Below are 19,323 nucleotides of genomic sequence, written 5' to 3'. Positions count from 1 at the left end.
CTGAACCCTGAACCCCCTGTAGGAGCGAGCTTGCTCGCGAGCTGTTTAAACAGCTCGCGAGCAAGCTCGCTCCTACAGGGTCAGATCAGATCAGCAGCAGATCAGTGCCGTATCAGCCTTTAAAGACCTGCGGGTTCACCAGATCCTGTGGGCGTTCGCCCAGCAGGGCGCTGCGCAGGTTGTCCAAAGCACGATTGGCCATGGCTTCACGGGTCTCGTGGGTCGCCGAGCCAATGTGCGGCAAGGTCACGGCGTTTCTCAATGCAAACAACGGTGACTCTGCCAGCGGCTCTTTCTCATACACATCCAGCCCCGCGCCGCGAATCGTGCCGTTTTGCAGGGCTTCGATCAGCGCCGGTTCATCCACCACCGGACCGCGAGAGATGTTCACCAGAATCGCGCTTTTCTTCATCAGGCCCAGCTCGCGCCGGCTGATCAGGTGTCTGGTTTTTTCGCTAAGCGGGACCACCAGGCAGACAAAATCGGCTTCGGCCAGCAACTGGTCCAGGCTGCGAAACTGCGCGCCCAGTTCTTGCTCAACGGCAGTCTTGCGGCTGTTGCCGCTGTAGAGGATGGGCATGTTGAACCCCAGGCGACCACGGCGGGCGATGGCCGCGCCGATATTGCCCATGCCCACAATGCCCAGGGTCTTGCCATGTACATCGCTGCCAAACAACGCAGGCGGCACGCTGGCCTGCCATTGCCCGGCCTTGGTCCACGCATCCAGTTCCGCCACACGGCGGGCGCTGCTCATGATCAGGGTGAAACCCAGGTCAGCGGTGCTTTCGGTGAGCACGTCCGGGGTGTTGGTCAGCATGATCCCGCGTTCGTTGAAGTAGTCGACATCGTAGTTGTCGTAACCCACCGACACACTGGAGACCACCTCCAGCTGCCTGGCGTTCTCCAGTTGCTTGCGCCCCAGTTTGCGGCCGACGCCGATCAAACCGTGGGCATGGGGCAGGGCTTCATCGAACTGGGCATTGAGATCGCCCAGCTTGGGGTCAGGCACGATGACGTTGAAATCCTGTTGCAGGCGCTCGACCATCTGGGGGGTGACACGGCTGAAGGCAAGTACGGTTTTCTTGGTGCTGGAAAGGCTCATCTGAACAAGACTCATCGGCTGTCGGGAATGTAAGCACGCTAACATTCCCGCCGATCATCCGCCAATTCCTTCAGGCATGAAGGAAGCCTGTGGGAGCTGGCTTGCCAGCGATGGCATCACACCAGCCAGATCGTTTTGACTGTCAGCTATAGGTCGCCAGCTCGGTTTGATGCGCCGCCAGAATCTCCGGCAACGAACCGCGCATGTATTCCACCCAGGTTTTGATCTTCGCATCCAGGTACTGGCGCGACGGGTAGATGGCGTACAGGTTCAGCTCCTGGGAGCGGTACTTGGGCAGCATGCGCACCAGGGTGCCGTTGCGCAGGCCTTCGATGGCCGCGTACACCGGCAATATGCCGACGCCCATGCCGCTGGTAATCGCGGTTTTCATCGCATCGGCCGAGTTGACCAAAAACGGCGAGGAGTTGATCACGACCATCTCCTGACCTTCCGGCCCTTCAAATACCCATTTATCCAGTGCGATCACCGGGCTTACCAGGCGCAGGCAGGCATGGTTGAGCAGGTCGCCGGGCTTGTCCGCGGTGCCGTTGGTTTTCACATAGCCGGGCGATGCGCAGACGATGCTGTAGGTGATGCCCAGACGCTGTGACACGAACCCCGAATCCGGCAGCTCGCTGGCGAGCACGATGGACACGTCATAGCCCTCGTTGAGCAAGTCCGGCACGCGGTTGGCCAGGGTCAGGTCGAACGTTACGTCGGGGTGAGTCTTGCGATAGCGGGCAATAGCGTCGATCACATAGTGCTGACCGATGCCGGTCATGGTGTGCACCTTGAGCTGGCCGGCCGGGCGCGAGTGAGCGTCACTGGCCTCGGCTTCAGCTTCTTCGACATAGGCCAGGATCTGTTCGCAGCGCAGCAAATAACGTTTGCCGGCTTCGGTCAGGGCGATGCGTCGAGTGGTGCGGTTGAGCAAGCGGGTTTGCAGGTGGGCCTCAAGGTTGGAGACCGCGCGCGAGACGTTGGCAGTGGTGGTATCCAGCATGGCAGCCGCGGCGGTGAAACTTCCGGCTTCGGCTACGCAGCTGAAGGCGCGCATATTTTGCAAAGTGTCCATGGAGTGCTCTCAAGTAGGGGCAACGACAACAAGCAGCGACAAATTGTGACACGAAGTTTCAGCGTTTACTGGCAGGTTTGCATAAGACCAAGGGATTATCCCAAGAATGGTAATAAAGATTCACATTTATGCCAGCTTATCGCTGCACCTGCCAGGGCCTAGAATTGTCTTCTTCGGTTTTATCCCTCCTATCACCCTCAGGTATTTGCAGCAGTGCAACGTCGCATCAGCAGAGAGCTTAAAGCCCTCAGTGTTCTGGCTTTATCGTTAGCATTAAACGGCTGCATCAGCTTCGGTGGTATCGGTCCAAAAGACACGATGCTCGCCGCTAATACACTGGTCACCGACGAGGCCATTCAAAACGCCGCGCAAGACGCCAACTGGCCCAAGGCTCAATGGTGGCACGCTTATGGCGATCCGCAATTGAATGACTGGGTCAGCCTCGCGGTGCAGGGTAGTCCAACCATGGCCATGGCCGCCGCCCGTGTGCGGCAGGCCAGAGCCATGGCCGGGATCGCCGAGTCGGCGCAGTCGTTGCAGATCAATGGCGACTCGACGCTCAAACGTCACAATTGGCCATCCGACCAGTTTTACGGTCCGGGTGAGCTGGACAACGCCACCACCTGGGACAACAACGCCGCCCTGGGCTTCAGTTTTTCTCTCGATCTGTGGGGCCGCGACAGCAACAACACCGAACAGGCCGTGGACATGGCGCACATGAGCGTTGCCGAAGCGCGCCAGGCGCAACTTGAATTGCAGAACAACGTGATTCGCACCTATATCCAGTTGTCGCTGCACTTTGCTCAGCTCGACATCATTGAATCGACCTTGCACCAGCAAGAGCAGATCCTCGATCTGGCGCAAAAACGTCTGGACGGCGGTATCGGCACGCATTTCGAAGTCAGCCAGGCGCAAGCGCCGCTGCCCGAAATCCATCGCCAGATCGACGCCCAGGAAGAAGAAATCGCCCTCACGCGCAACCAGCTGGCTGCCCTGGCGGGTAAAGGTCCGGGCGAGGGCGCACGTCTCAAACGCCCGGTGCTGGCATTAAACACCGCGCTCAAACTGCCTTCCACGCTGCCGGCCGAACTGCTGGGCCAGCGCCCGGACGTCGTTGCCAGCCGTTGGGAAGTGGCCGCACAGGCCCGTGGTATCGATGTGGCGCATGCCGACTTCTACCCCAACGTCGACCTGGTCGCCAGCCTTGGCTTTATGGCTACGGGGGGCGGCGCGCTGGAGTTCCTGAGCGCGAAGAAACTCACCTACAACGTTGGCCCGGCGATCTCGCTGCCGATCTTTGATGGCGGTCGCCTGCGCTCGCAATTGGGTGTGGCTGCAAGCGGCTATGACATGGCCGTCGCCAAGTACAACCAGACCCTGGTGACTGCGCTCAAGGGTATTTCCGATCAGTTGATCAAGCGCGAGTCCATGGACAAGCAGCAGGTGTTCGCCGCCGAGTCGGTTAGCGCTGCCCAAAAAACCTACGACATCGCGATGCTCGCCTATCAGCGCGGCCTGACCGATTACCTCAACGTACTCAACGCACAAACCCTGCTGTTTCGTCAGCAGCAAGTGCAACAGCAGGTCCAGGCCGCACGCCTGGTTGCCCATGCCGAGTTGGTGACAGCGCTGGGTGGCGGCCTTGGTGCCGGCAGCGATGTACCGAAACAAGATCGTTACGTGCCCGACAAACCGCCAGCCCTCATGGCGCCGTTTGTACATTGATGCTCAACCCCGAGAGCCTGTAAATGAACCACTTGCCCGCCCCGGTACGCTGGCTGTATTCCCTGGAATGGCGCCGTGGCTTTTATGACTGGGCGCGCAGCGATGGCGTGACCTGGGTCCATATTTTCAAAGTATTGATCGCGGCCTTTTTGACCCTGTGGCTGGCCATGCGTCTTGAACTGCCACAGCCACGTACCGCGATGATCACTGTGTTTATCGTGATGCAACCGCAAAGTGGCCAGGTGTTTGCCAAAAGCTTTTACCGGTTTTTGGGCACCCTGACCGGCTCGGCAGTAATGGTTGCGCTGATCGCTTTGTTTGCCCAGAACACCGTATTGTTCCTGGGCTCGCTGGCGATCTGGGTCGGTATCTGCTCGGCCGGTGCAGCCCGTTGCCGTAACTTCCGGGCCTATGGTTTTGTCCTGGCCGGTTACACCGCGGCAATGGTCGGCCTGCCTGCGCTGGCCCACCCCGATGGCGCCTTTATGGCCGCGGTCTGGCGGGTGCTGGAAATCTCCCTGGGCATCCTCTGCTCTACCGTTGTCAGTGCAGCCATCCTGCCTAAAACCGCAGGCGCGGCCATGCATGACGCGCTGTATAAACGCTTTGGTGTGTTTGCCGGCTTCGTGGCCCAGGGGCTGCGCAACCAGTCTTCGCAAGAGACCTATGAAGACAGCAACATGCGCTTTATCAGCGAAAGTGTGGGCCTGGAAGGCATGCGCAGCGTGACCGTGTTCGAAGACCCGCACATGCGTCGTCGCAGTGGCCGTTTGAGTCGTTTGAACAGTGAGTTCATGGCCATCACTACCCGCTTCAATGCCCTGCACCAATTGCTCGCGCGTCTTCGCAGCCGCGGTGTGGTGCAAGTGGTGTCGGCCATCGAACCGGAGCTGGAATTGCTTGCGCAGTTGCTCGATACCTACGCCGGGCGCTCATTGACGGACAAGGACGCGGTGCTGCTGGCCGAGCAGCTGGAGGCCTTCAAGGCCGGCCTGCCGGGGCATGTGCGTGCACTGCGGGTGAGCTTTCTTGAAACCGATCCGGGCCCTTCGGACTTCCTGGACTTCAACACCGCCTATGAACTGTTGTTCCGCTTTGTTGACGACCTGCACAACTACGCGTTGACCCACGCTTCGCTGGTGGCCCACACCCACGAGCGCGAGCATTGGGACCAACCCTTCATCTCGCAAACCAACTGGTGGTCAGCGGCCGCCTCGGGGATTCGGGCAGCGTTCATTCTGGTGGTGCTCGGCACCTACTGGGTGATGACGGCCTGGCCCAGCGGCGCCACCATGACCCTGATTGCCGCCGCTACCGTGGGGTTGTCCGCGGCCACCCCCAACCCTAAACGCATGGCTTTCCAGATGGCGTGCGGCACCTTTATCGGTGCAGTGGTGGGCTTTGTCGAAATGTTCTTCGTGCTGCCCCGCATCGACGGTTTCCCGCTGCTGTGCCTGGTGCTGGCGCCGGTGATCATATTTGGCTCGTTCCTCACCTCGCGGGCCAAGTACGCCGGGGTCGGCCTGGGCTTGCTGATCTTTTTCAGCACCGGCTCGGTTCCGGACAACCTGACCATTTACAACCCGTACCAGTTCATCAATGACTACATCGCGATGGTGCTGGGCATGCTGGTCTGCGCGGCAGCCGGTGCGATTATTCTGCCGCCCAACAGCCGCTGGTTATGGAGCCGTCTGGAGCAGGATCTGCGCGAGCAGGTGGTGTACGCCATCAGCGGCAAGTTGCGCGGTTTGAGCTCCAGTCTTGAGAGCCGCACCCGTGACCTGATGCACCAGGCTTACGGCCTCGCAGCCGGCAATCCGCAGGTGCAACGCAACTTGCTGCGCTGGATGTTTGTGGTGCTGGAAATCGGCCACGCGATTATCGAACTGCGCAAGGAACAGGCGATTTTGCCGATCCACCCGGCTTACGCCGAGTCCCAGCCATGGCGTCAGGCCATCCGGGTCATGGGTCGGGCGCTGGTGCGTCTGTTCATTGCGCCGGGCAACAGCAACCTTGAACGTGCACTGATCGCAGTTGATCACGCCATCAGCCGGGTTCAGGCCACCGATGAACCGTTCGCCCGTAACTTTGATACTTCGGCGCTGGTCCGGGTGCAAAGCTACCTGCACTTTATCCGTACTTCACTGCTTGATCCGCAATCGCCGCTGGCCGCCTATGCCCGGCAGCAAGGACTTGAAAATGCCTCGTGAAATCGCCTTCCACGGCGTCTACATGCCCAGCATGACCCTGATGTTTTTTATCGCGGCGGGGTTGGCGTGGGCCTTTGACAGACTGTTTTCCGGCTATGACCTGTACCGCTTCTTCTGGCACCCGGCGCTGCTGCGCCTGAGCCTGTTTGCTTGTCTTTTTGGCGCCATGGCGCTCACTGTTTACCGTTGAGACCGATCCGATGAAAAAGTTCTTCAGCCTGCTTGCCACCTTGCTGGTTTTGGCCCTTGCGATATGGATCGGCCGCACCCTCTGGGAGCATTACATGAATACCCCGTGGACCCGTGATGGACGGGTACGGGCCGACATTATCAACGTCGCCGCCGACGTTAACGGGTACGTGGTTGGCGTACCGGTCAAGGACAACCAGTTGGTGAAAAAGGGCGACGTACTGCTGGAAATCGACCCCGAGCACTACGAGATCGTGGTCAAGCAGGCGCAATCGCTGGTGGCGTCCCGCAAGGCCACCTGGGAGATGCGCAAGGTCAACGCCCATCGCCGGGCAGACATGGACAGCATGGTGATCTCGCGCGAAAACCGTGACGACGCCAGCAACATTGCCGACTCGGCACTGGCCGACTACCAGCACGCCCTGGCCCAGCTGGACGCGGCGCAACTTGACCTCAAGCGCACCAAGGTCCTGGCTACGGTCGACGGCTACGTGACCAACCTCAATGTGCACCGCGGTGACTATGCCCGGGTCGGTGATCCGAAAATGGCGGTGATCGACATGAACTCGTTCTGGGTTTATGGCTTCTTCGAAGAAACCAAACTGCCGCACATTCGCGTGGGTGACAAAGCCGATCTGCAGATGATGAGCGGCGAAGTATTGAAGGGGCATGTCGAAAGCATCTCGCGTGGCATCTACGACCGCGACAACCCCGAGAGCCGGGAGCTGGTAGCTGACGTTAACCCTACATTCAACTGGGTGCGCCTGGCGCAGCGGGTGCCGGTGCGTATCCACATCGATGAAATCCCCGACGGTTTCCTGCTGGCAGCGGGCACCACCTGCACGGTGATCGTGCAGCAGGATGCAGCAGCGCAATAATGTTTTTTTTGTGGGAGCTGGCTGCCAGCGATAGCATCACCTTGGTCAATGCAATCAACCGAGTCGCTTGCATCGCTGGCAAGCCAGCTCCCACAGGGCCTGCCCGGGGTATCAATCGGCGCAGAAAGTCTCATGCAAATGGCGCCACAGCACCTTGCCACCGGCATCCTTTTCAAACACCACGGTAGCGCGCCGATCGGTACGGTTGCCGTTGTGCTCCTCTTGCAACTCGCGGTAGCTGACCACCGCGCCGCCGGCATACAGGGCGATGCCCTTGAAGTCACTCAAGGTGATATTCAGCCCCGGGCGGGCACCTCGCAGCTGTTCAAACAGCGCTTCTACACCGTCCATATCCAGCTCTTTGCCGCCGGGTGTAATCATCGAAAACTGCGCTGAAAAACGCCCCAGCAAGATGGGCAATACGCCAGGTTCCAGCCCGGAGAACCAGCCCTCAATCTCGGCATGGGTTTCGGTTACAAGGTCGAAGTAGCTCGAATAGTCAGTCATCAATTTCTCTTCGGTCAGGGTGCCAGCAAGGCCAGCACGCGTGGGGTATTGAGGCGTAACACTGCAAACAACGGCAACAGGGTCAACGCAGCGCCGATGGCAAAGCATAGGGCAAAGGCGCGGGGCGTCGAGGTGATCACGGTCAAGGCCGCGAATATGCCCATCATCAACGCCGGGCCGAGCAAGAAACTCAATTGCCGGTTGATATTCCACAGTGCGCTGGCGTGGCCCATGTGCCGGGCACTGACATCGATAAACGCGGTATTTTGCGCGGTGCTGCTGCACAGGCTGCCGCCAAAGCCCATGAGTCCGTACAGCGCCATCGTCTGCCAGGTGCTTGAAACATCCGCCTGGATCAACAGCGCAATGCCTGTGGCCTGGGCCGTCATGCCCAGCAAAAGCAGGGGTTTTGGTCCGAGATGATTGAACTGATAGCGGCTCAGGGTAATGCCCAGGGCCGATGCCAGTGCCCATGGCAGCATCAGGGTGCCGGTCTGGGCAGGGCTCAAACCCTGTTGATGCAGATACAGGATGCTCACCAGCTGGGTGCCGATAAAAATCCCGGGGATAAACAGATAAGTGAGCATCGCCACCCGCAACAACGGGCTTTTCAGCAAGCGCCCCATGTTCCGGGCGCCGGTTGCCAGGCTATGGGCATTCAGCACCGGGCGTGAGGCGGGGCGCGGCTCTGATTTGAGCCAGCAGCCGGCCAGCAACAGTGCCAGCAATGCCAGCGGCAAATTGGCATAAAACACCCAGCGCCATGACCAGGCCTCAACGACTCGGCCACCCAGCGCTGGTGACAAGGCGGGCACCAGCAACGCCACCAGCAAAATTACCGAGGTCAGGCGAGCCCGTTCGCGCACGGGGAAATGTCGATAGACCATGGCTTGCCCCACCGGAATCAATAACCCGCCACCCAGGCCCTGCAGCAGACGCCAGCCAATCAGCGCCTCAATCGAGCCTGCCTGCGCCACGCACCATGACGCCAGGCTGAACAACAAGAGTGAGGCCATGATCAGGCGTTTTTCGCCAAATACCGCTGCCAGCCACACGCCGGGGATGATGACCAGGGTCAGGCCGAGCATGTAGGCATTGGCGACCCAGCCCAGTTGGCTGACCGAGGCCTGCAGTTGCTGACTGATGTCGGGGTAGGCAATGGCGGCGGCGAACATGTTCACCAGATCCAGTGCGTAGCCCAGCAAATACACCAGGGCGATTTTATTGCGATAGGCCATGACCGGCTCCTTGATTGCGCAGGGCACAGTAGGCTGCTTTTGCGGCTGGAGGAACGGCGTCTGCACTGCTAGATTGTCAAAATTATTTTGACAATGAGCGAGATTCAGCATGGTCAGTCTCGATCGATTCGACACCTTCAAAGCTGTAGTCGAAGCCGGTTCCCTGACGGCCGCCGCCGATTTGCTGGGCCAGACCCGGGCGGTGGTGAGCTTTAACATCAAGCGGCTCGAGGCCGAGCTGGGGGTGACTCTGTTGACGCGCAACACCCGGCGGCTGGCGCTGACCGAGGCCGGGGAGCGCTTTTATCTGCACTGCCTGAGCATGCTGGAAGCGGCGCAACTGGCGATAGACGAAGCCCGCAGTGAACACTCCGAACTCAAGGGCACATTACGCATTACCACCACTGTGGAATATGCACTGGCCAAGGTGGTGCCGGCGCTGGAACTGTTTCGCGACTTGCACCGCGATCTCAAGGTGCACCTGTCCACGTCATCGACCCACGCGGACTTGATCTCCGAGCGTTTTGACGTGGCCCTGCGGCTCGGTCGGGTGGTCGACTCCAGCCATCGGGCCGTGCAATTGAGTACCTTCGATATTTTGCCCGTGGCCACCCCGGCATTTGTCGCCAGCGTGGCGCCCATCGACTCTGTGCATGCCCTTGAGCAAACCCCGTGGCTGGAGCACGGGCGGGTCGGGGAGTTGAGTATCACCCATGTCGGCCGCGCCACGACTCAACCCTATCAACCCAACCCCGCCAGGGCGCGGATCAAGGCCGACAATTCCTCGGTATTACGGGCTTTTGCCCTGACCGGGCAGGGGGTGGCGATCCTGCCTGACTGGCTGATCGAGGATGACTTGCGCACCGGGCGCCTGATTCACCTGCTGCCTGAGTGGCAACTGACCCGCCAGGGGGTTTACGCCCTGTATCCCGATACCCGCCATTTGCCGCTCAAGGTGCGGGTGTTTATCGATTTCATGAAACACCAGGGCTAAAAAACTGTAGGAGCGAGCTTGCTCGCGAGCTTTAGAGGCTCGCGAGCAAGCTCGCTCCTACAGGTGACAGTTCTTCAGTTTCCGGGCGATCCAAGCGCTGAGCCCGCTCATCAGGCCGCGGGGGGATTACACCCGGGTATTCAACCCGAAGCGCTTCATGAGGATTTTTTGCAGCAGGCAGCCCGGCAGCAACGCGGCCAGCAGCGGCAGGGCACGGCTGCCATTGCCGCAGCGCAATATCGCCGGTGGCCTGGATTTTTGTGTGGCTTTGAACACGGCCTTAGCAAGCACAGCCACCGGCGTCGGGTTGTCTTGTGAAGCCTTGGCGCGAGCGCGAATGCCTTCACGCATCGGCCACCAGGGCGAGTCCCGGGCAATCAGTTCTTCAGCCTGAGCGCTGGCATTGCTGGCGAACGCGGTATCGATGGCGCCGGGCTGCACTTCCAGTACGCGAATGCCAAAGGGCGCCAGCTCCATGCGCAGGGCATCGCTCAGTGCATGCACGGCGGCTTTTGAGGCGCAGTAGGCCCCGGCGAACGGCGTGACCAATACCCCGGAGACACTGCCGATATTCACCACCAGCCCGTTGTTGCGGCGCAGTGCTGCAAACAGGGCGCGGGTCACCCCGACCACGGAAAACACATTGGTTTCAAACTGGCGCTGTATGCCCTCGACGCCACCGTCGAGCACCGGGCCCATGGCGCCATAGCCGGCATTGTTGATCAGCACATCCAGCCCGTCCTGCGCCAGGCGTTCGGCCAGTTGCGCCAGCGCTACCGGATCATTCACATCCAGTTGCACCGCGTGAAACCCTGCCGTGGCCAGTCGGGCCACGTCGTGCGGTTTGCGGGCACAGGCCCAGACTTCATGGCCGGCCTTGTGGAAGACATCGGCCAGGGCGCGGCCAATGCCGCTGGAACAACCGGTGATCAAGACACGGGGCATCAAAAAATCCTTAGTTGGAAAAGCTGCCTTGCAAGCGCTCTGCGCGGAACTCGAGGGTTTGCGGGCGATAACCGGCGCGCAGGGGCGGCATGGGCAAACAGTCATGCCAGGTCGCAGCGCCTTGAAGTTCGCCAGGGCCACGATAGCGGGGGGCAGTGTAGAGGTTGTCGGCGAGATTGACGGTATCGCCCGGAGCATAGGCAGCGATCCGCCAGCCCAGTTCGATCAGCGGCACGTCATTGCCATTGCGCAGGGTCACAGCGAGGGGACGGTCAGCCGGGCATTCGCCGGGGGCGTAGGTAATACGCAGTTCAAGCCGTTCCAGTTGCCGGGCTTCGCGGTTGTCCAGCCACGCCACCGATGCGGCCACCAGACCCAGACCGACCACTGCCGCCAGCGACACCGGCAATGCCTTGGACGGATAGCGCAGCAACAGGATGAGCCAGGTGATGATCAGTAAAACGCCGATAAGCATGACGCTCGCCTTATCTGAAGATGAGCTGTCAGCATGAGGGGTGAAGCCCGCGGCATCAAGCGCGATGCCGCGCCCTGAATTTGAACCTGAACCTGTAGCAGTTGCCGCAGGCGACGTCCGATTGCGAAGCGATCGTAAAACCTGAGGTCGCGGTTTTCATGACAGACCGCGACCGAGGATTTTACGACGGCTGCGCCGCCGGACGTAGCCTTCGGCAACTGCTACGGTTACTGGGCTATGGTCTTGATCGACACCCCACGTGTCACCGGGGTCGAGCGTCCGTACACATCTTCAAAGCGCTCGATGTCGTCTTCGCCCAGATAGCTGCCGGACTGCACTTCGATGATTTCCAGGGCGATTTTCCCCGGGTTGCGCAGACGGTGTACCGAGGCAATCGGGATGTAGGTCGACTGGTTCTCGGTGAGCAGGAATACGTTCTCGTCGCAGGTCACTTCTGCCGTGCCCGATACCACGATCCAGTGCTCGGCGCGGTGGTGGTGCATTTGCAGCGACAGGCACGCGCCGGGCTTGACCGAAATATGTTTGACCTGGAACCGTCCGCCCATGTCCACCGAGTCATAGGAGCCCCACGGACGATAGACTTCGCAGTGGTTCTGGGTTTCGCTGCGGCCTTGCCCGTTCAGGGTGTTGACCATCTGTTTGACCCCCTGAACCTTGTCCTTGTGGGCGATCATCATCGCGTCCTTGGTTTCGACCACCACAATGTTGTCCAGACCGATCACCGACACCAGTTTGCCGTTGCCGTGGATCATGCAGTTGGTACTGTCCTGAATCACCACATCGCCCTTGCAGACATTGCCGTTGACGTCTTTTTCATTGACGTCCCACAACGATGACCAGCAGCCCACATCACTCCAGCCCGCCGTCAAAGGGACGACGCAGGCGCGCTGGGTTTTTTCCATCACCGCATAGTCGATGGAATTGTCCGGGCAGCAGGCGAAGGTGGCTTCGTCGATGTCGATGGTGTCGACATCCTGCTGGCTGCGCTCTAGGGTCAGCACGCAGGTGTCATAGATATCCGGCTCGTGTTGCTTGAGTTCTTCGAGGAAGCGGCTGGCGCGGAACATAAACATGCCGCTGTTCCAGAAATAGCCGCCGCTTTTGACGAACTCGGCGGCACGCTTGGCATCCGGTTTTTCGACGAAGGATGCGACCCGGCTCACGCCTTCTGGCAGTAAGCCGTCGGCTGCGGATTTGATATAGCCATAGCCGGTTTCAGGCTTGAGGGCCGGCACGCCGAACAACACCATTTCGCCACGCTCGGCGGCCACGGTGGCCAGGGCCAGCGCCCGTTGCAGGGCTTTGCGGTCTTCCAGTACGTGGTCGGCGGGCAGTACCAGCATCAACTCGTCGCGACCTTCGCTGATCAGCATCATCGCCGTCAGTGCCACGGCGGGCGCAGTGTTGCGGCCGAAGGGTTCCATGAGGATGCGCTGGGTCTCGAGCTTGCGGTTGGCCAGTTGCTCATTGACGATAAAACGGTGGTCTTTATTGCACACCACGATCGGTGGCTGCATGCCTTCGAATACCAGCCGTTCGAGGGTTTGCTGGAACAGCGTCTGCTCGCCGGTCAGGGCCAGAAACTGCTTGGGAAACTGCTTGCGCGACAAAGGCCACAGACGCGAACCGCTACCACCTGAAAGAATTACCGGAATCATGTTGTCTCTCCAAATCTGAAATAGGTTTTCCCTGTAGGAGCGAGCTTGCTCGCGAGCTTTTCAACGCGCACACAGCTCGCTCCTACAGACAAGGGAAGGCTTTTATCGGGTCGAAACCGGGCGTTTTACCCAGGTCGGCGAGACGCTGGCACCGCTGCCGGTGACGTACAGCACGGCAGCTTCACCGCGCTCCAGGGCGACAGGCTTGAGATCACTGATTTTCCTGTCGCCATCGAACAGCGCAAAGCTGACCTTGACCGGGTTGATCTCGCGCTCGCCCCGGCCTTTGGCAGACACGGCCTTGACCACGTCGGTCTTGCCGTCTGCGGTTTTCAGGGTCAGGGTCTTATCGGTGAGGTTCTGCACCCGGACCAGGGACTTCTGCTTGTTCTTGAACGGTGGCTCTTCAATCAATTGCGGCTGGCCGCTAGCGCTGTTGACCAGGGTGTAATAGTGATCGGCGGCCAGTTTCACCGACAGGTTCTGACTGCCGACTTTGGCGCTGTAATCACCCTGGGGCATAAAGCTGAAGTCGCTGCTGCCCTGAGGGGGCACGTCGTCGAGGGCGGTGCTGCCCACGGTGGCACTGACTTGCTGAGGGCTGGCGTTAAAAATACGCACAAAGCTCGACCCCTTCGGCGCAACCGGCCCATAGAGGGCGGCATCGCCGCCGGCCCAGGCTTGCATTGAGAGCAGGCTCATGCCCGCAACCAGCGCGAGGGATTTGGCGAGACGGCGTGGAGCAGGTGTAAACGGCATGGCTTTGAATGACATCAGTAGTACCTCTCTTTCAGTTTTGCGCCCGGACGGGCGTCTCGGATTCAGCGGTGTTCTGTGCGACTTGCGGCGGCTGGCCGGCGGCCTGTTTCAAGTCCGCGACCCACTGCGGGTCGGCGTCGCCAATCTCGTTGTCCACCGGCAGATAACGCTCGGGGAACTCCCAGATCAGCACCTGTGGCGGGTTGTTCTTGAACGCATCGCTTTTGAGGTAGGCGAGCATCGGCAGGATCGGTCCGTGGCCGTCGGTGGAGTCATTGATGACATCGCTGCGCAGTGCCTGCTTCAGGGCACCGACAAAATTCCAGTTGGGGTTGGCGCTGTAGCTGGTACCCACCAGCGTCACCGGCACTTCGCTGTCGGCGAACAATGAGTCTTCGCTGTCAGCAGCCGATTCAGCGGGGCGGGTGCTGCGCTTTTCCAGCGGTTCGGACGGCGGCAGCAGGTTGCTGAACAACGGGTCCAGTGGCAGGAAGCGCTCCAGGTCGCCGTTGTGTTGCTCGACCTTTTGCGCCTCGGTCACAAACTGCTGCGGGTTGCCGCTGAGCGGGAATTGCTCGGCAATCGAAGCCCCCAACTGTTGGGCGGCAATCAGAGCGCCGTCCGGCGTCCAGTGTGTGTCGGTACGCAAGAACACCTGCGCACCGGCCTGCTTGGCCTGTTGCAGCGGGCCCAGCAGGTCTGGGGCCAGCACCTTGCTGGCGGCCAGGCGGGCATGGAAGTCGCGGTACAGATCGGCATAAATGGCGGCCGGGCGCTGCTCACCCATATGCTCGGGATACAGGCGCACCTTGGTCGGCACCACCGCCATCACCAGTTTGATCCCGCGTTCCTTGAGGGTGCGGCGTACGCCTTCGACCAGTGCATAGTTGTCGGCCACGTGCTGCTCGGCATCGGGCCACGGCTTGAACTCTTCGTCGCTGTACAGCCATTGATCGCGGCCCAGCACCACGCCGGGACGACCTTCGTTGAACAGGGTGAAATCCAGCGCTGCCCAGAGGTTGGTGCCCAGTCGCTTGATCGGGAACTCATCGTCGTAACGGGTTTCGACAGCTTTGCTCCAGCGGCCGTTGAGCACGGTGTCTTTGCCGGTGGTGTTGAAGCCGATGAAGCTGCGCGTGGCCAGCAGCCCCAGGCCCACCAGCAGGGCACAGAAGAACGTGACGTAGAGGATGCGTAATGTTCGGTTCATGGTCGGCTCCCCTTAGAACTGGAAGTAGAGGAACGGCGAAAAGCTCTGCGCCGAAAGTTTGAGAATCGAGGCGATAAACAGCAGCACGATCAGAGTGCGCATGGCGTAACGCGGCCAGTCAGCAACCCAGTACGCCGGTTGCACGGTGGCCTCGGTGCCGACGGTGTAACCGGGCAGGTGCAGGCTGCCCGGCACATCGCCAGGTACAGCCTTGATCAGGCCCGGTTGTGCGGTGGCAGGGCCGTCGGCGTCTGTTTTACCGGCTGTTTTGGGCGTGTTGTACAGGTCGCGCAGGCCGAAAAAGGCCAGGGTCAGATAGGCAACGATCAGGGTGGCGACCTGCAGGCCGGTAAGGTTGGCGCTGTTGAGTTCCGACAGTGACCACTGGCCAAAGCTGAACATGGCGCCATACATGCGAGCGGCGACGTGCAGGTTTTCGGAGCGGAAAATCACCCAGCCCAGCACCACGATGAAGAAGGTCAGTACCCAGCGGATCGGGTTCAGGGCCCGGGGATTGGTGTTCAGGCCCAGGGCTTTTTCCAGCGCCAGCCACAGGCCGTGCCAGGCTCCCCACAGGATGTAGGTGATGTTGGCGCCATGCCACAAACCGCCCAGCAGCATGGTCAGGAACAGGTTGCGGTAGGTGGTCAGCGTGCCTTTGCGATTGCCGCCCAGGGTGATGTACAGGTAGTCACGCAGCCATGTGGAAAGGCTGATGTGCCAGCGGCGCCAGAACTCGGTGATCGACTGGCTGATGTACGGCTGTTTGAAGTTTTCCATAAAGCGGAAACCCATCATCAAGCCCAGACCGATGGCCATGTCGCTGTAACCGGAGAAGTCGAAATACAGTTGCGCGGTGTACGCCAGCGCTCCGAGCCAGGCATCGCCGGTGGTCGGGGCCTGCAGGGCAAAACAGTGATCGGCAACCACTGCCAGGGTGTCGGCAATGAATACCTTTTTGATAAACCCTTGCATGAACCGCGTGGCACCTTCGCTGAACTTGTCCAGGGTGTGGGTGCGGTTATTGAACTGGTCGGCCAGGTCGCGAAAGCGCAGCACGGGCCCGGCAATCAGGTGCGGGAAGATCGCCACAAAGGCGGCAAAGTCGATCAGGTTGCGGGTCGCCGGGGTATCGCCGCGGTACACGTCGATGATGTAGCTGATGGACTCGAAGATGTAGAACGAGATCCCGATGGGCAGCAGTACATTGGTCAGGATGAACGGGTCCAGACCCACCGAACTCATCATGGCGTTGATGCTGTCGACGCCAAAGTTGGCGTACTTGAAGTAGCCCAGAATCGCCAGGTCGACCACTACCCCGAGCAACAGCCAGCGTTGGGCGGGTTTGGTGCGCACCCCGGCGGCACCGACCTTGAGGCCGATCCAGTAGTTCCAGAGGGTGACGGCGATAAACAGTGCCAGGAAATCCACCCGCCACCAGGCGTAGAACGCATAGCTGGCGAGCAGTAGCAGCAGGTTGCGATAGCGTTGCCCGCTCAAGTAATACAGCGCCAGAAATACTGGCAAGAACATAAACAGGAACACATTGGATGAAAAAACCATCCTGACTTCTCCGTGTTGACCAACAGTAAAGGGCCAGGCCCCCCCAAACCCCCCATGAAAAAGTCGGGGGGGTAAATCGATGCAATCCCTTCTTCGCGTCTTCCCTTTTCCCCTCTGTAGGAGCGAGCTTGCTCGCGATCTTTTGATCTCGAAGAGCTCGCGAGCAAGCTCGCGCCTACAGAAGGTTCAGGGTGGCGGGTTATTTGCCTTTTTCGTGGGCCGGGTCGTAGACCCGGGTCAAATCGCCACCCAGTCGAAAGGTCTTGAACGGCTGCATGCCGCGTTTCATTTCAATGACGTCCGGGGTGCAGGTGTAGAGGGTGCAGAAGGGTTCGAGCCAGGCGAATTTGGCGTCGACTTTCAAGTCGGTCATGTCCTGCTTTTTACCGTTCTTTTGTTCGAACTCATCCGGGTCCTTGACCCCGCTGAGCACGCGCTCGCCCAAGCGTTTCAGGGCCCCGTTGTTTTCGTTGCGCAGGTCAACGCCATTGACCAGGGCAAAACTGGCGATCATCGACAGGGGCGGCAGGGCGTAGTTGTGATAGGCCAGGGCACGTTGCTGGCGCTTGAGTTCGTTGGGCAAAAAGCCTTGGGCATCGACTTGATTGGCGCCGACCCTGAACTCTTTCACCGACCAGTCGAACAGGTCGCGACGGTTGGTGGCGATGGCGGTCGCCATCACTGACCACGCCGACCAGTACGAGTGGTTATTGGTTTTTTCCAGCGCCAGGTTGTCCCAGTCGCTGACCACCTGATCCGCCATTTTGCTGAACCAGGCTTCGATCACCTGCGCTTGCTGCGGATGTTGGGCCAGCGGCTGGGAGCTGGAGAATTTCAGGCGGATGTAAGACGAGGCCATGCTGCCCAGCGCCCATTTGCGCATCGACTTACCGGTGTGATTGAAGTCTTTGCTCATCAGCGCATCGGCCTCGGCCCAGGCCGTAAGCCAGTTCAGCGTGCATTCGAGCTGTTGCGGGCGACCGTCACGCATGAATTGCATCACCTTTTTACTGGTGCTGCGTTCCAGGGTGGTGATGCCGGAAGTGGCCTCGCGGAAGGCTTTTTCCGAGTCGACATTGAGTGTCGAGCGGGCCTTGTCCGAGCCTTCATACTTGCTGCGAAATTCCAGCTTGCCGGTGTACGGCTGCGGCATGGTCTCGCAGTCGTTTTTGAAATCGCCGGTTTTAAAGGCTTCGACGGCAGCGTAATAACCCTGGGGCGGGCGCAGTGCCTCGGCGGCGTTGGCGGTGCTGGCAAACATCGCCAGCCCGAGCAAGGCCGGGGTCAGTAATGAACGTAGTGTGATCGGTGCAGTTGGCATCAGATACCTCATCGTCCGGCCTGCGCGTGGGATTGCGCAGGGGAGGGGAATACGTTGCGTTTGCAGAGTCGGGCCTCGACTTTCTGCGGCTCGGCCCCGGCTTGCGGGCCCTCGATTTCAATGGCCAGCAAATTCTGGCTGGCCCAGTCTTCGTCAGTGCGCAGTTCGAAGGCGAAACGCCCATCGGTGTCAGAAGTGGTCGGCTTGTCGATTTTCAGATTCTCGTGGCGCCCGTTCATGTACCAGAGGGTGGCTTGCAAGGTTTTCACCGAGGGGTCGGCGAAGCGGATGTCAATTTGGTGATTGGCGTTGCGCAGGTCCAGGTTGCGGCTATTGACCAGCATCTGGTTCGCGCCGGGCTTGAGCGTGGTGCTGTTGCTCATGAGCGCGGGCTTGCCTTCGCAACCGTTGTCGAGCAAGGACAGCATTTGCCGGTAGGTGATTTCCTGATCGAGGCGATACAGCGGTGAGAATTCCCAGATCAGCACCTTTGGCGGGGTTTTCTGGAATTCTTCGCTGCCCAGGTACTGCAGCATCGAGCCTTCCAGGCCGCCCCCGGGGAAGGCCACGTTGAGCACGTCGGCACCGATGTACTGCTCCAGAAAACCCGAGAAGTTGTAGTTTTTGCCGCTGTGGCTGGTACCCACCAGGGTGATCTGCGGGTTGCCCGAATCGCCGAACAGGTCGCCGTCAGCGGCTTCGCCCTTGGGCTCGGTGCTGAACTGATCCATGTACTGCACGGCATAGCTGGTGCCGCATAGCTGGCCGGCCATGTTGTGCAGGGTGCCGGTCTTGCCCATGCGCCCGGAGATTTTGGTCTCGAATTCACGCTGGGGGATATCGGCGAAACCGGGGATTTTTTTCACGGTGTCGGCGACGATTCTGGCGGTGCGTTCAGCCCCGTAAGGTGTCCAGTGCTGGTCGCCGCGGAAGTAGAAATCGTGGGCCTGTTTTTCGTTGGTCAGAGGTGACAGGTCGGGCACGTAGTAGCCCATTTTGGCGAAGCGCCCGAGCATGGCCTGATAGTTTTTCAGGGCCTTGTCGTAGTCGTATTTTTCGCGCTCGGCGGGCATCAGTTTGTTGCGGTTGACCAGCCCGCGGGTCGGTTGATACACCACCACCAGCTCCACCCCTTTGCTTTTGAACGCATCGTGCAGTTGCTGCATGCGTTTGTAGCCGGCCGGCGTGGTGTCGAATTCGGTACGCAGGTCTTCCTGGGTGCGGAACAGCCAGTCGCCTTCAGCCTGCACCAGGGTGGTGAAGTTTTGCTGGTAGCGGGTGGTGTAGTTTTTCGCGTCGTGGGCTTGCGGGCACAGGTTGCAGCAAGGTTCTGCGCTGAATGCCGGGGCTTGAATCTCGTCTGCCTGCACGCCGCAACCGGCGGCGAGGATGGCGGCGGTCAGGCCCGACAAGCTTAGAAATTTGATCATATGGGGGGGCATAACAGTCATCC

The 19,323-nt window shown here is 60.1% G+C and carries 17 protein-coding genes; 5 read left to right on the top strand and 12 right to left on the bottom strand.

Going from position 1 to position 19,323, the window contains the following annotated elements; genetic code table 11:
• Positions 1-112: 112 nt before the first annotated feature.
• Both ACP7BO_RS07580 and ACP7BO_RS07575 read right to left on the bottom strand, forming a co-directional pair.
• Entirely contained in the window at positions 113-1,102 is a 990-nt protein-coding gene (locus ACP7BO_RS07580; RefSeq protein WP_426209388.1) for a 2-hydroxyacid dehydrogenase, read from the bottom strand.
• Positions 1,103-1,244: 142 nt separating this feature from the next.
• Positions 1,245-2,177: a LysR family transcriptional regulator gene (locus ACP7BO_RS07575; protein ID WP_060694992.1), complete on the bottom strand. Its 933-nt coding sequence runs from the start codon at positions 2,175-2,177 to the stop codon at positions 1,245-1,247.
• A 213-nt stretch (positions 2,178-2,390) separates the two neighbouring features.
• On the opposite strand from ACP7BO_RS07575, the gene ACP7BO_RS07570 reads away from it, so the two are divergent.
• From ACP7BO_RS07570 to ACP7BO_RS07555, 4 genes are read left to right on the top strand one after another with little or no spacing between them, the layout of a single operon-like run.
• Positions 2,391-3,902 carry an efflux transporter outer membrane subunit gene (locus ACP7BO_RS07570; protein ID WP_397454722.1) on the top strand — a complete coding sequence of 504 codons (1,512 nt, stop codon included), beginning with the start codon at positions 2,391-2,393 and terminating at the stop codon, positions 3,900-3,902.
• A 23-nt stretch (positions 3,903-3,925) separates the two neighbouring features.
• Positions 3,926-6,112, top strand: a complete 2,187-nt coding sequence (locus ACP7BO_RS07565) for an FUSC family protein (protein ID WP_397454721.1) — start codon at positions 3,926-3,928, stop codon at positions 6,110-6,112.
• Positions 6,102-6,302 carry a DUF1656 domain-containing protein gene (locus tag ACP7BO_RS07560; protein ID WP_060694986.1) on the top strand — a complete coding sequence of 67 codons (201 nt, stop codon included), beginning with the start codon at positions 6,102-6,104 and terminating at the stop codon, positions 6,300-6,302. The genes ACP7BO_RS07565 and ACP7BO_RS07560 overlap by 11 nt, the downstream gene beginning before the upstream one ends.
• 10 nt (positions 6,303-6,312) lie before the next feature.
• Positions 6,313-7,179 (top strand): efflux RND transporter periplasmic adaptor subunit, encoded by an 867-nt coding sequence (locus tag ACP7BO_RS07555; RefSeq protein WP_060694985.1) that lies wholly within the window; start codon positions 6,313-6,315, stop codon positions 7,177-7,179.
• Positions 7,180-7,290: 111 nt separating this feature from the next.
• Here the strand turns inward: ACP7BO_RS07555 and ACP7BO_RS07550 are convergent, their stop codons facing one another.
• Together ACP7BO_RS07550 and ACP7BO_RS07545 are read right to left on the bottom strand one after the other, a co-directional pair.
• On the bottom strand, positions 7,291-7,686 hold the full coding sequence (locus ACP7BO_RS07550; RefSeq protein ID WP_060696967.1) for a hypothetical protein: 396 nt from the start codon (positions 7,684-7,686) through the stop codon (positions 7,291-7,293).
• Between the two features lie 14 nt (positions 7,687-7,700).
• Positions 7,701-8,924: an MFS transporter gene (locus ACP7BO_RS07545; protein WP_426209384.1), complete on the bottom strand. Its 1,224-nt coding sequence runs from the start codon at positions 8,922-8,924 to the stop codon at positions 7,701-7,703.
• Positions 8,925-9,033: 109 nt separating this feature from the next.
• Here ACP7BO_RS07545 and ACP7BO_RS07540 point away from each other — a divergent pair, with 109 nt between their 5' ends.
• A complete protein-coding gene (locus ACP7BO_RS07540; RefSeq protein WP_426209382.1) occupies positions 9,034-9,918 on the top strand; it encodes a LysR substrate-binding domain-containing protein in 885 nt (294 codons plus the stop codon).
• A gap of 126 nt (positions 9,919-10,044) precedes the next feature.
• On the opposite strand, the gene ACP7BO_RS07535 is transcribed toward ACP7BO_RS07540, so the two are convergent.
• The 8 genes from ACP7BO_RS07535 to ACP7BO_RS07500 all read right to left on the bottom strand — a co-directional run bounded on the left by ACP7BO_RS07535 (position 10,045) and on the right by ACP7BO_RS07500 (position 19,312).
• Positions 10,045-10,863 (bottom strand): SDR family oxidoreductase, encoded by an 819-nt coding sequence (locus ACP7BO_RS07535; protein WP_426209380.1) that lies wholly within the window; start codon positions 10,861-10,863, stop codon positions 10,045-10,047.
• 10 nt (positions 10,864-10,873) lie between these two features.
• Positions 10,874-11,338, bottom strand: a complete 465-nt coding sequence (locus ACP7BO_RS07530; protein ID WP_060694977.1) for a hypothetical protein — start codon at positions 11,336-11,338, stop codon at positions 10,874-10,876.
• Positions 11,339-11,565: 227 nt separating this feature from the next.
• Positions 11,566-13,017 (bottom strand): mannose-1-phosphate guanylyltransferase/mannose-6-phosphate isomerase, encoded by a 1,452-nt coding sequence (locus tag ACP7BO_RS07525; protein WP_397454715.1) that lies wholly within the window; start codon positions 13,015-13,017, stop codon positions 11,566-11,568.
• 102 nt (positions 13,018-13,119) lie between these two features.
• On the bottom strand, positions 13,120-13,776 hold the full coding sequence (locus tag ACP7BO_RS07520) for an alginate O-acetyltransferase AlgF (RefSeq protein ID WP_060696966.1): 657 nt from the start codon (positions 13,774-13,776) through the stop codon (positions 13,120-13,122).
• Positions 13,777-13,807: 31 nt separating this feature from the next.
• Positions 13,808-14,986: an alginate O-acetyltransferase gene (locus ACP7BO_RS07515; RefSeq protein ID WP_426209378.1), complete on the bottom strand. Its 1,179-nt coding sequence runs from the start codon at positions 14,984-14,986 to the stop codon at positions 13,808-13,810.
• A gap of 12 nt (positions 14,987-14,998) precedes the next feature.
• On the bottom strand, positions 14,999-16,549 hold the full coding sequence (locus tag ACP7BO_RS07510) for an MBOAT family O-acyltransferase (protein WP_397454713.1): 1,551 nt from the start codon (positions 16,547-16,549) through the stop codon (positions 14,999-15,001).
• Between the two features lie 199 nt (positions 16,550-16,748).
• Positions 16,749-17,870 carry a mannuronate-specific alginate lyase gene (locus ACP7BO_RS07505; protein WP_397454711.1) on the bottom strand — a complete coding sequence of 374 codons (1,122 nt, stop codon included), beginning with the start codon at positions 17,868-17,870 and terminating at the stop codon, positions 16,749-16,751.
• 8 nt (positions 17,871-17,878) lie between these two features.
• Positions 17,879-19,312, bottom strand: a complete 1,434-nt coding sequence (locus ACP7BO_RS07500) for an alginate O-acetyltransferase (RefSeq protein ID WP_060694967.1) — start codon at positions 19,310-19,312, stop codon at positions 17,879-17,881.
• Positions 19,313-19,323: the final 11 nt, after the last annotated feature.

The sequence above is a fragment of the Pseudomonas sp. TWR2-1-1 genome (assembly GCF_049897045.1).
Taxonomy (GTDB): Bacteria; Pseudomonadota; Gammaproteobacteria; order Pseudomonadales; family Pseudomonadaceae; genus Aquipseudomonas; species Aquipseudomonas versuta.
Note: the sequence above shows the minus strand (reverse complement) of the source record. Positions and strands in the feature narration are given on the sequence as shown.

What these genes read in the sequence shown, in the direction of transcription:
- ACP7BO_RS07580 (WP_426209388.1), bottom strand. Translation starts at nt 1,102, where the DNA reads ATGAGCCTTTCCAGCACCAAGAAAACCGTACTTGCCTTCAGCCGTGTC.
- ACP7BO_RS07575 (WP_060694992.1), bottom strand. Translation starts at nt 2,177, where the DNA reads ATGGACACTTTGCAAAATATGCGCGCCTTCAGCTGCGTAGCCGAAGCC.
- ACP7BO_RS07565 (WP_397454721.1), top strand. Translation starts at nt 3,926, where the DNA reads ATGAACCACTTGCCCGCCCCGGTACGCTGGCTGTATTCCCTGGAATGG.
- ACP7BO_RS07560 (WP_060694986.1), top strand. Translation starts at nt 6,102, where the DNA reads ATGCCTCGTGAAATCGCCTTCCACGGCGTCTACATGCCCAGCATGACC.
- ACP7BO_RS07555 (WP_060694985.1), top strand. Translation starts at nt 6,313, where the DNA reads ATGAAAAAGTTCTTCAGCCTGCTTGCCACCTTGCTGGTTTTGGCCCTT.
- ACP7BO_RS07550 (WP_060696967.1), bottom strand. Translation starts at nt 7,686, where the DNA reads ATGACTGACTATTCGAGCTACTTCGACCTTGTAACCGAAACCCATGCC.
- ACP7BO_RS07545 (WP_426209384.1), bottom strand. Translation starts at nt 8,924, where the DNA reads ATGGCCTATCGCAATAAAATCGCCCTGGTGTATTTGCTGGGCTACGCA.
- ACP7BO_RS07540 (WP_426209382.1), top strand. Translation starts at nt 9,034, where the DNA reads ATGGTCAGTCTCGATCGATTCGACACCTTCAAAGCTGTAGTCGAAGCC.
- ACP7BO_RS07535 (WP_426209380.1), bottom strand. Translation starts at nt 10,863, where the DNA reads ATGCCCCGTGTCTTGATCACCGGTTGTTCCAGCGGCATTGGCCGCGCC.
- ACP7BO_RS07530 (WP_060694977.1), bottom strand. Translation starts at nt 11,338, where the DNA reads ATGCTTATCGGCGTTTTACTGATCATCACCTGGCTCATCCTGTTGCTG.
- ACP7BO_RS07525 (WP_397454715.1), bottom strand. Translation starts at nt 13,017, where the DNA reads ATGATTCCGGTAATTCTTTCAGGTGGTAGCGGTTCGCGTCTGTGGCCT.
- ACP7BO_RS07520 (WP_060696966.1), bottom strand. Translation starts at nt 13,776, where the DNA reads ATGCCGTTTACACCTGCTCCACGCCGTCTCGCCAAATCCCTCGCGCTG.
- ACP7BO_RS07515 (WP_426209378.1), bottom strand. Translation starts at nt 14,986, where the DNA reads ATGAACCGAACATTACGCATCCTCTACGTCACGTTCTTCTGTGCCCTG.
- ACP7BO_RS07510 (WP_397454713.1), bottom strand. Translation starts at nt 16,549, where the DNA reads ATGGTTTTTTCATCCAATGTGTTCCTGTTTATGTTCTTGCCAGTATTT.
- ACP7BO_RS07505 (WP_397454711.1), bottom strand. Translation starts at nt 17,870, where the DNA reads ATGCCAACTGCACCGATCACACTACGTTCATTACTGACCCCGGCCTTG.
- ACP7BO_RS07500 (WP_060694967.1), bottom strand. Translation starts at nt 19,312, where the DNA reads ATGCCCCCCCATATGATCAAATTTCTAAGCTTGTCGGGCCTGACCGCC.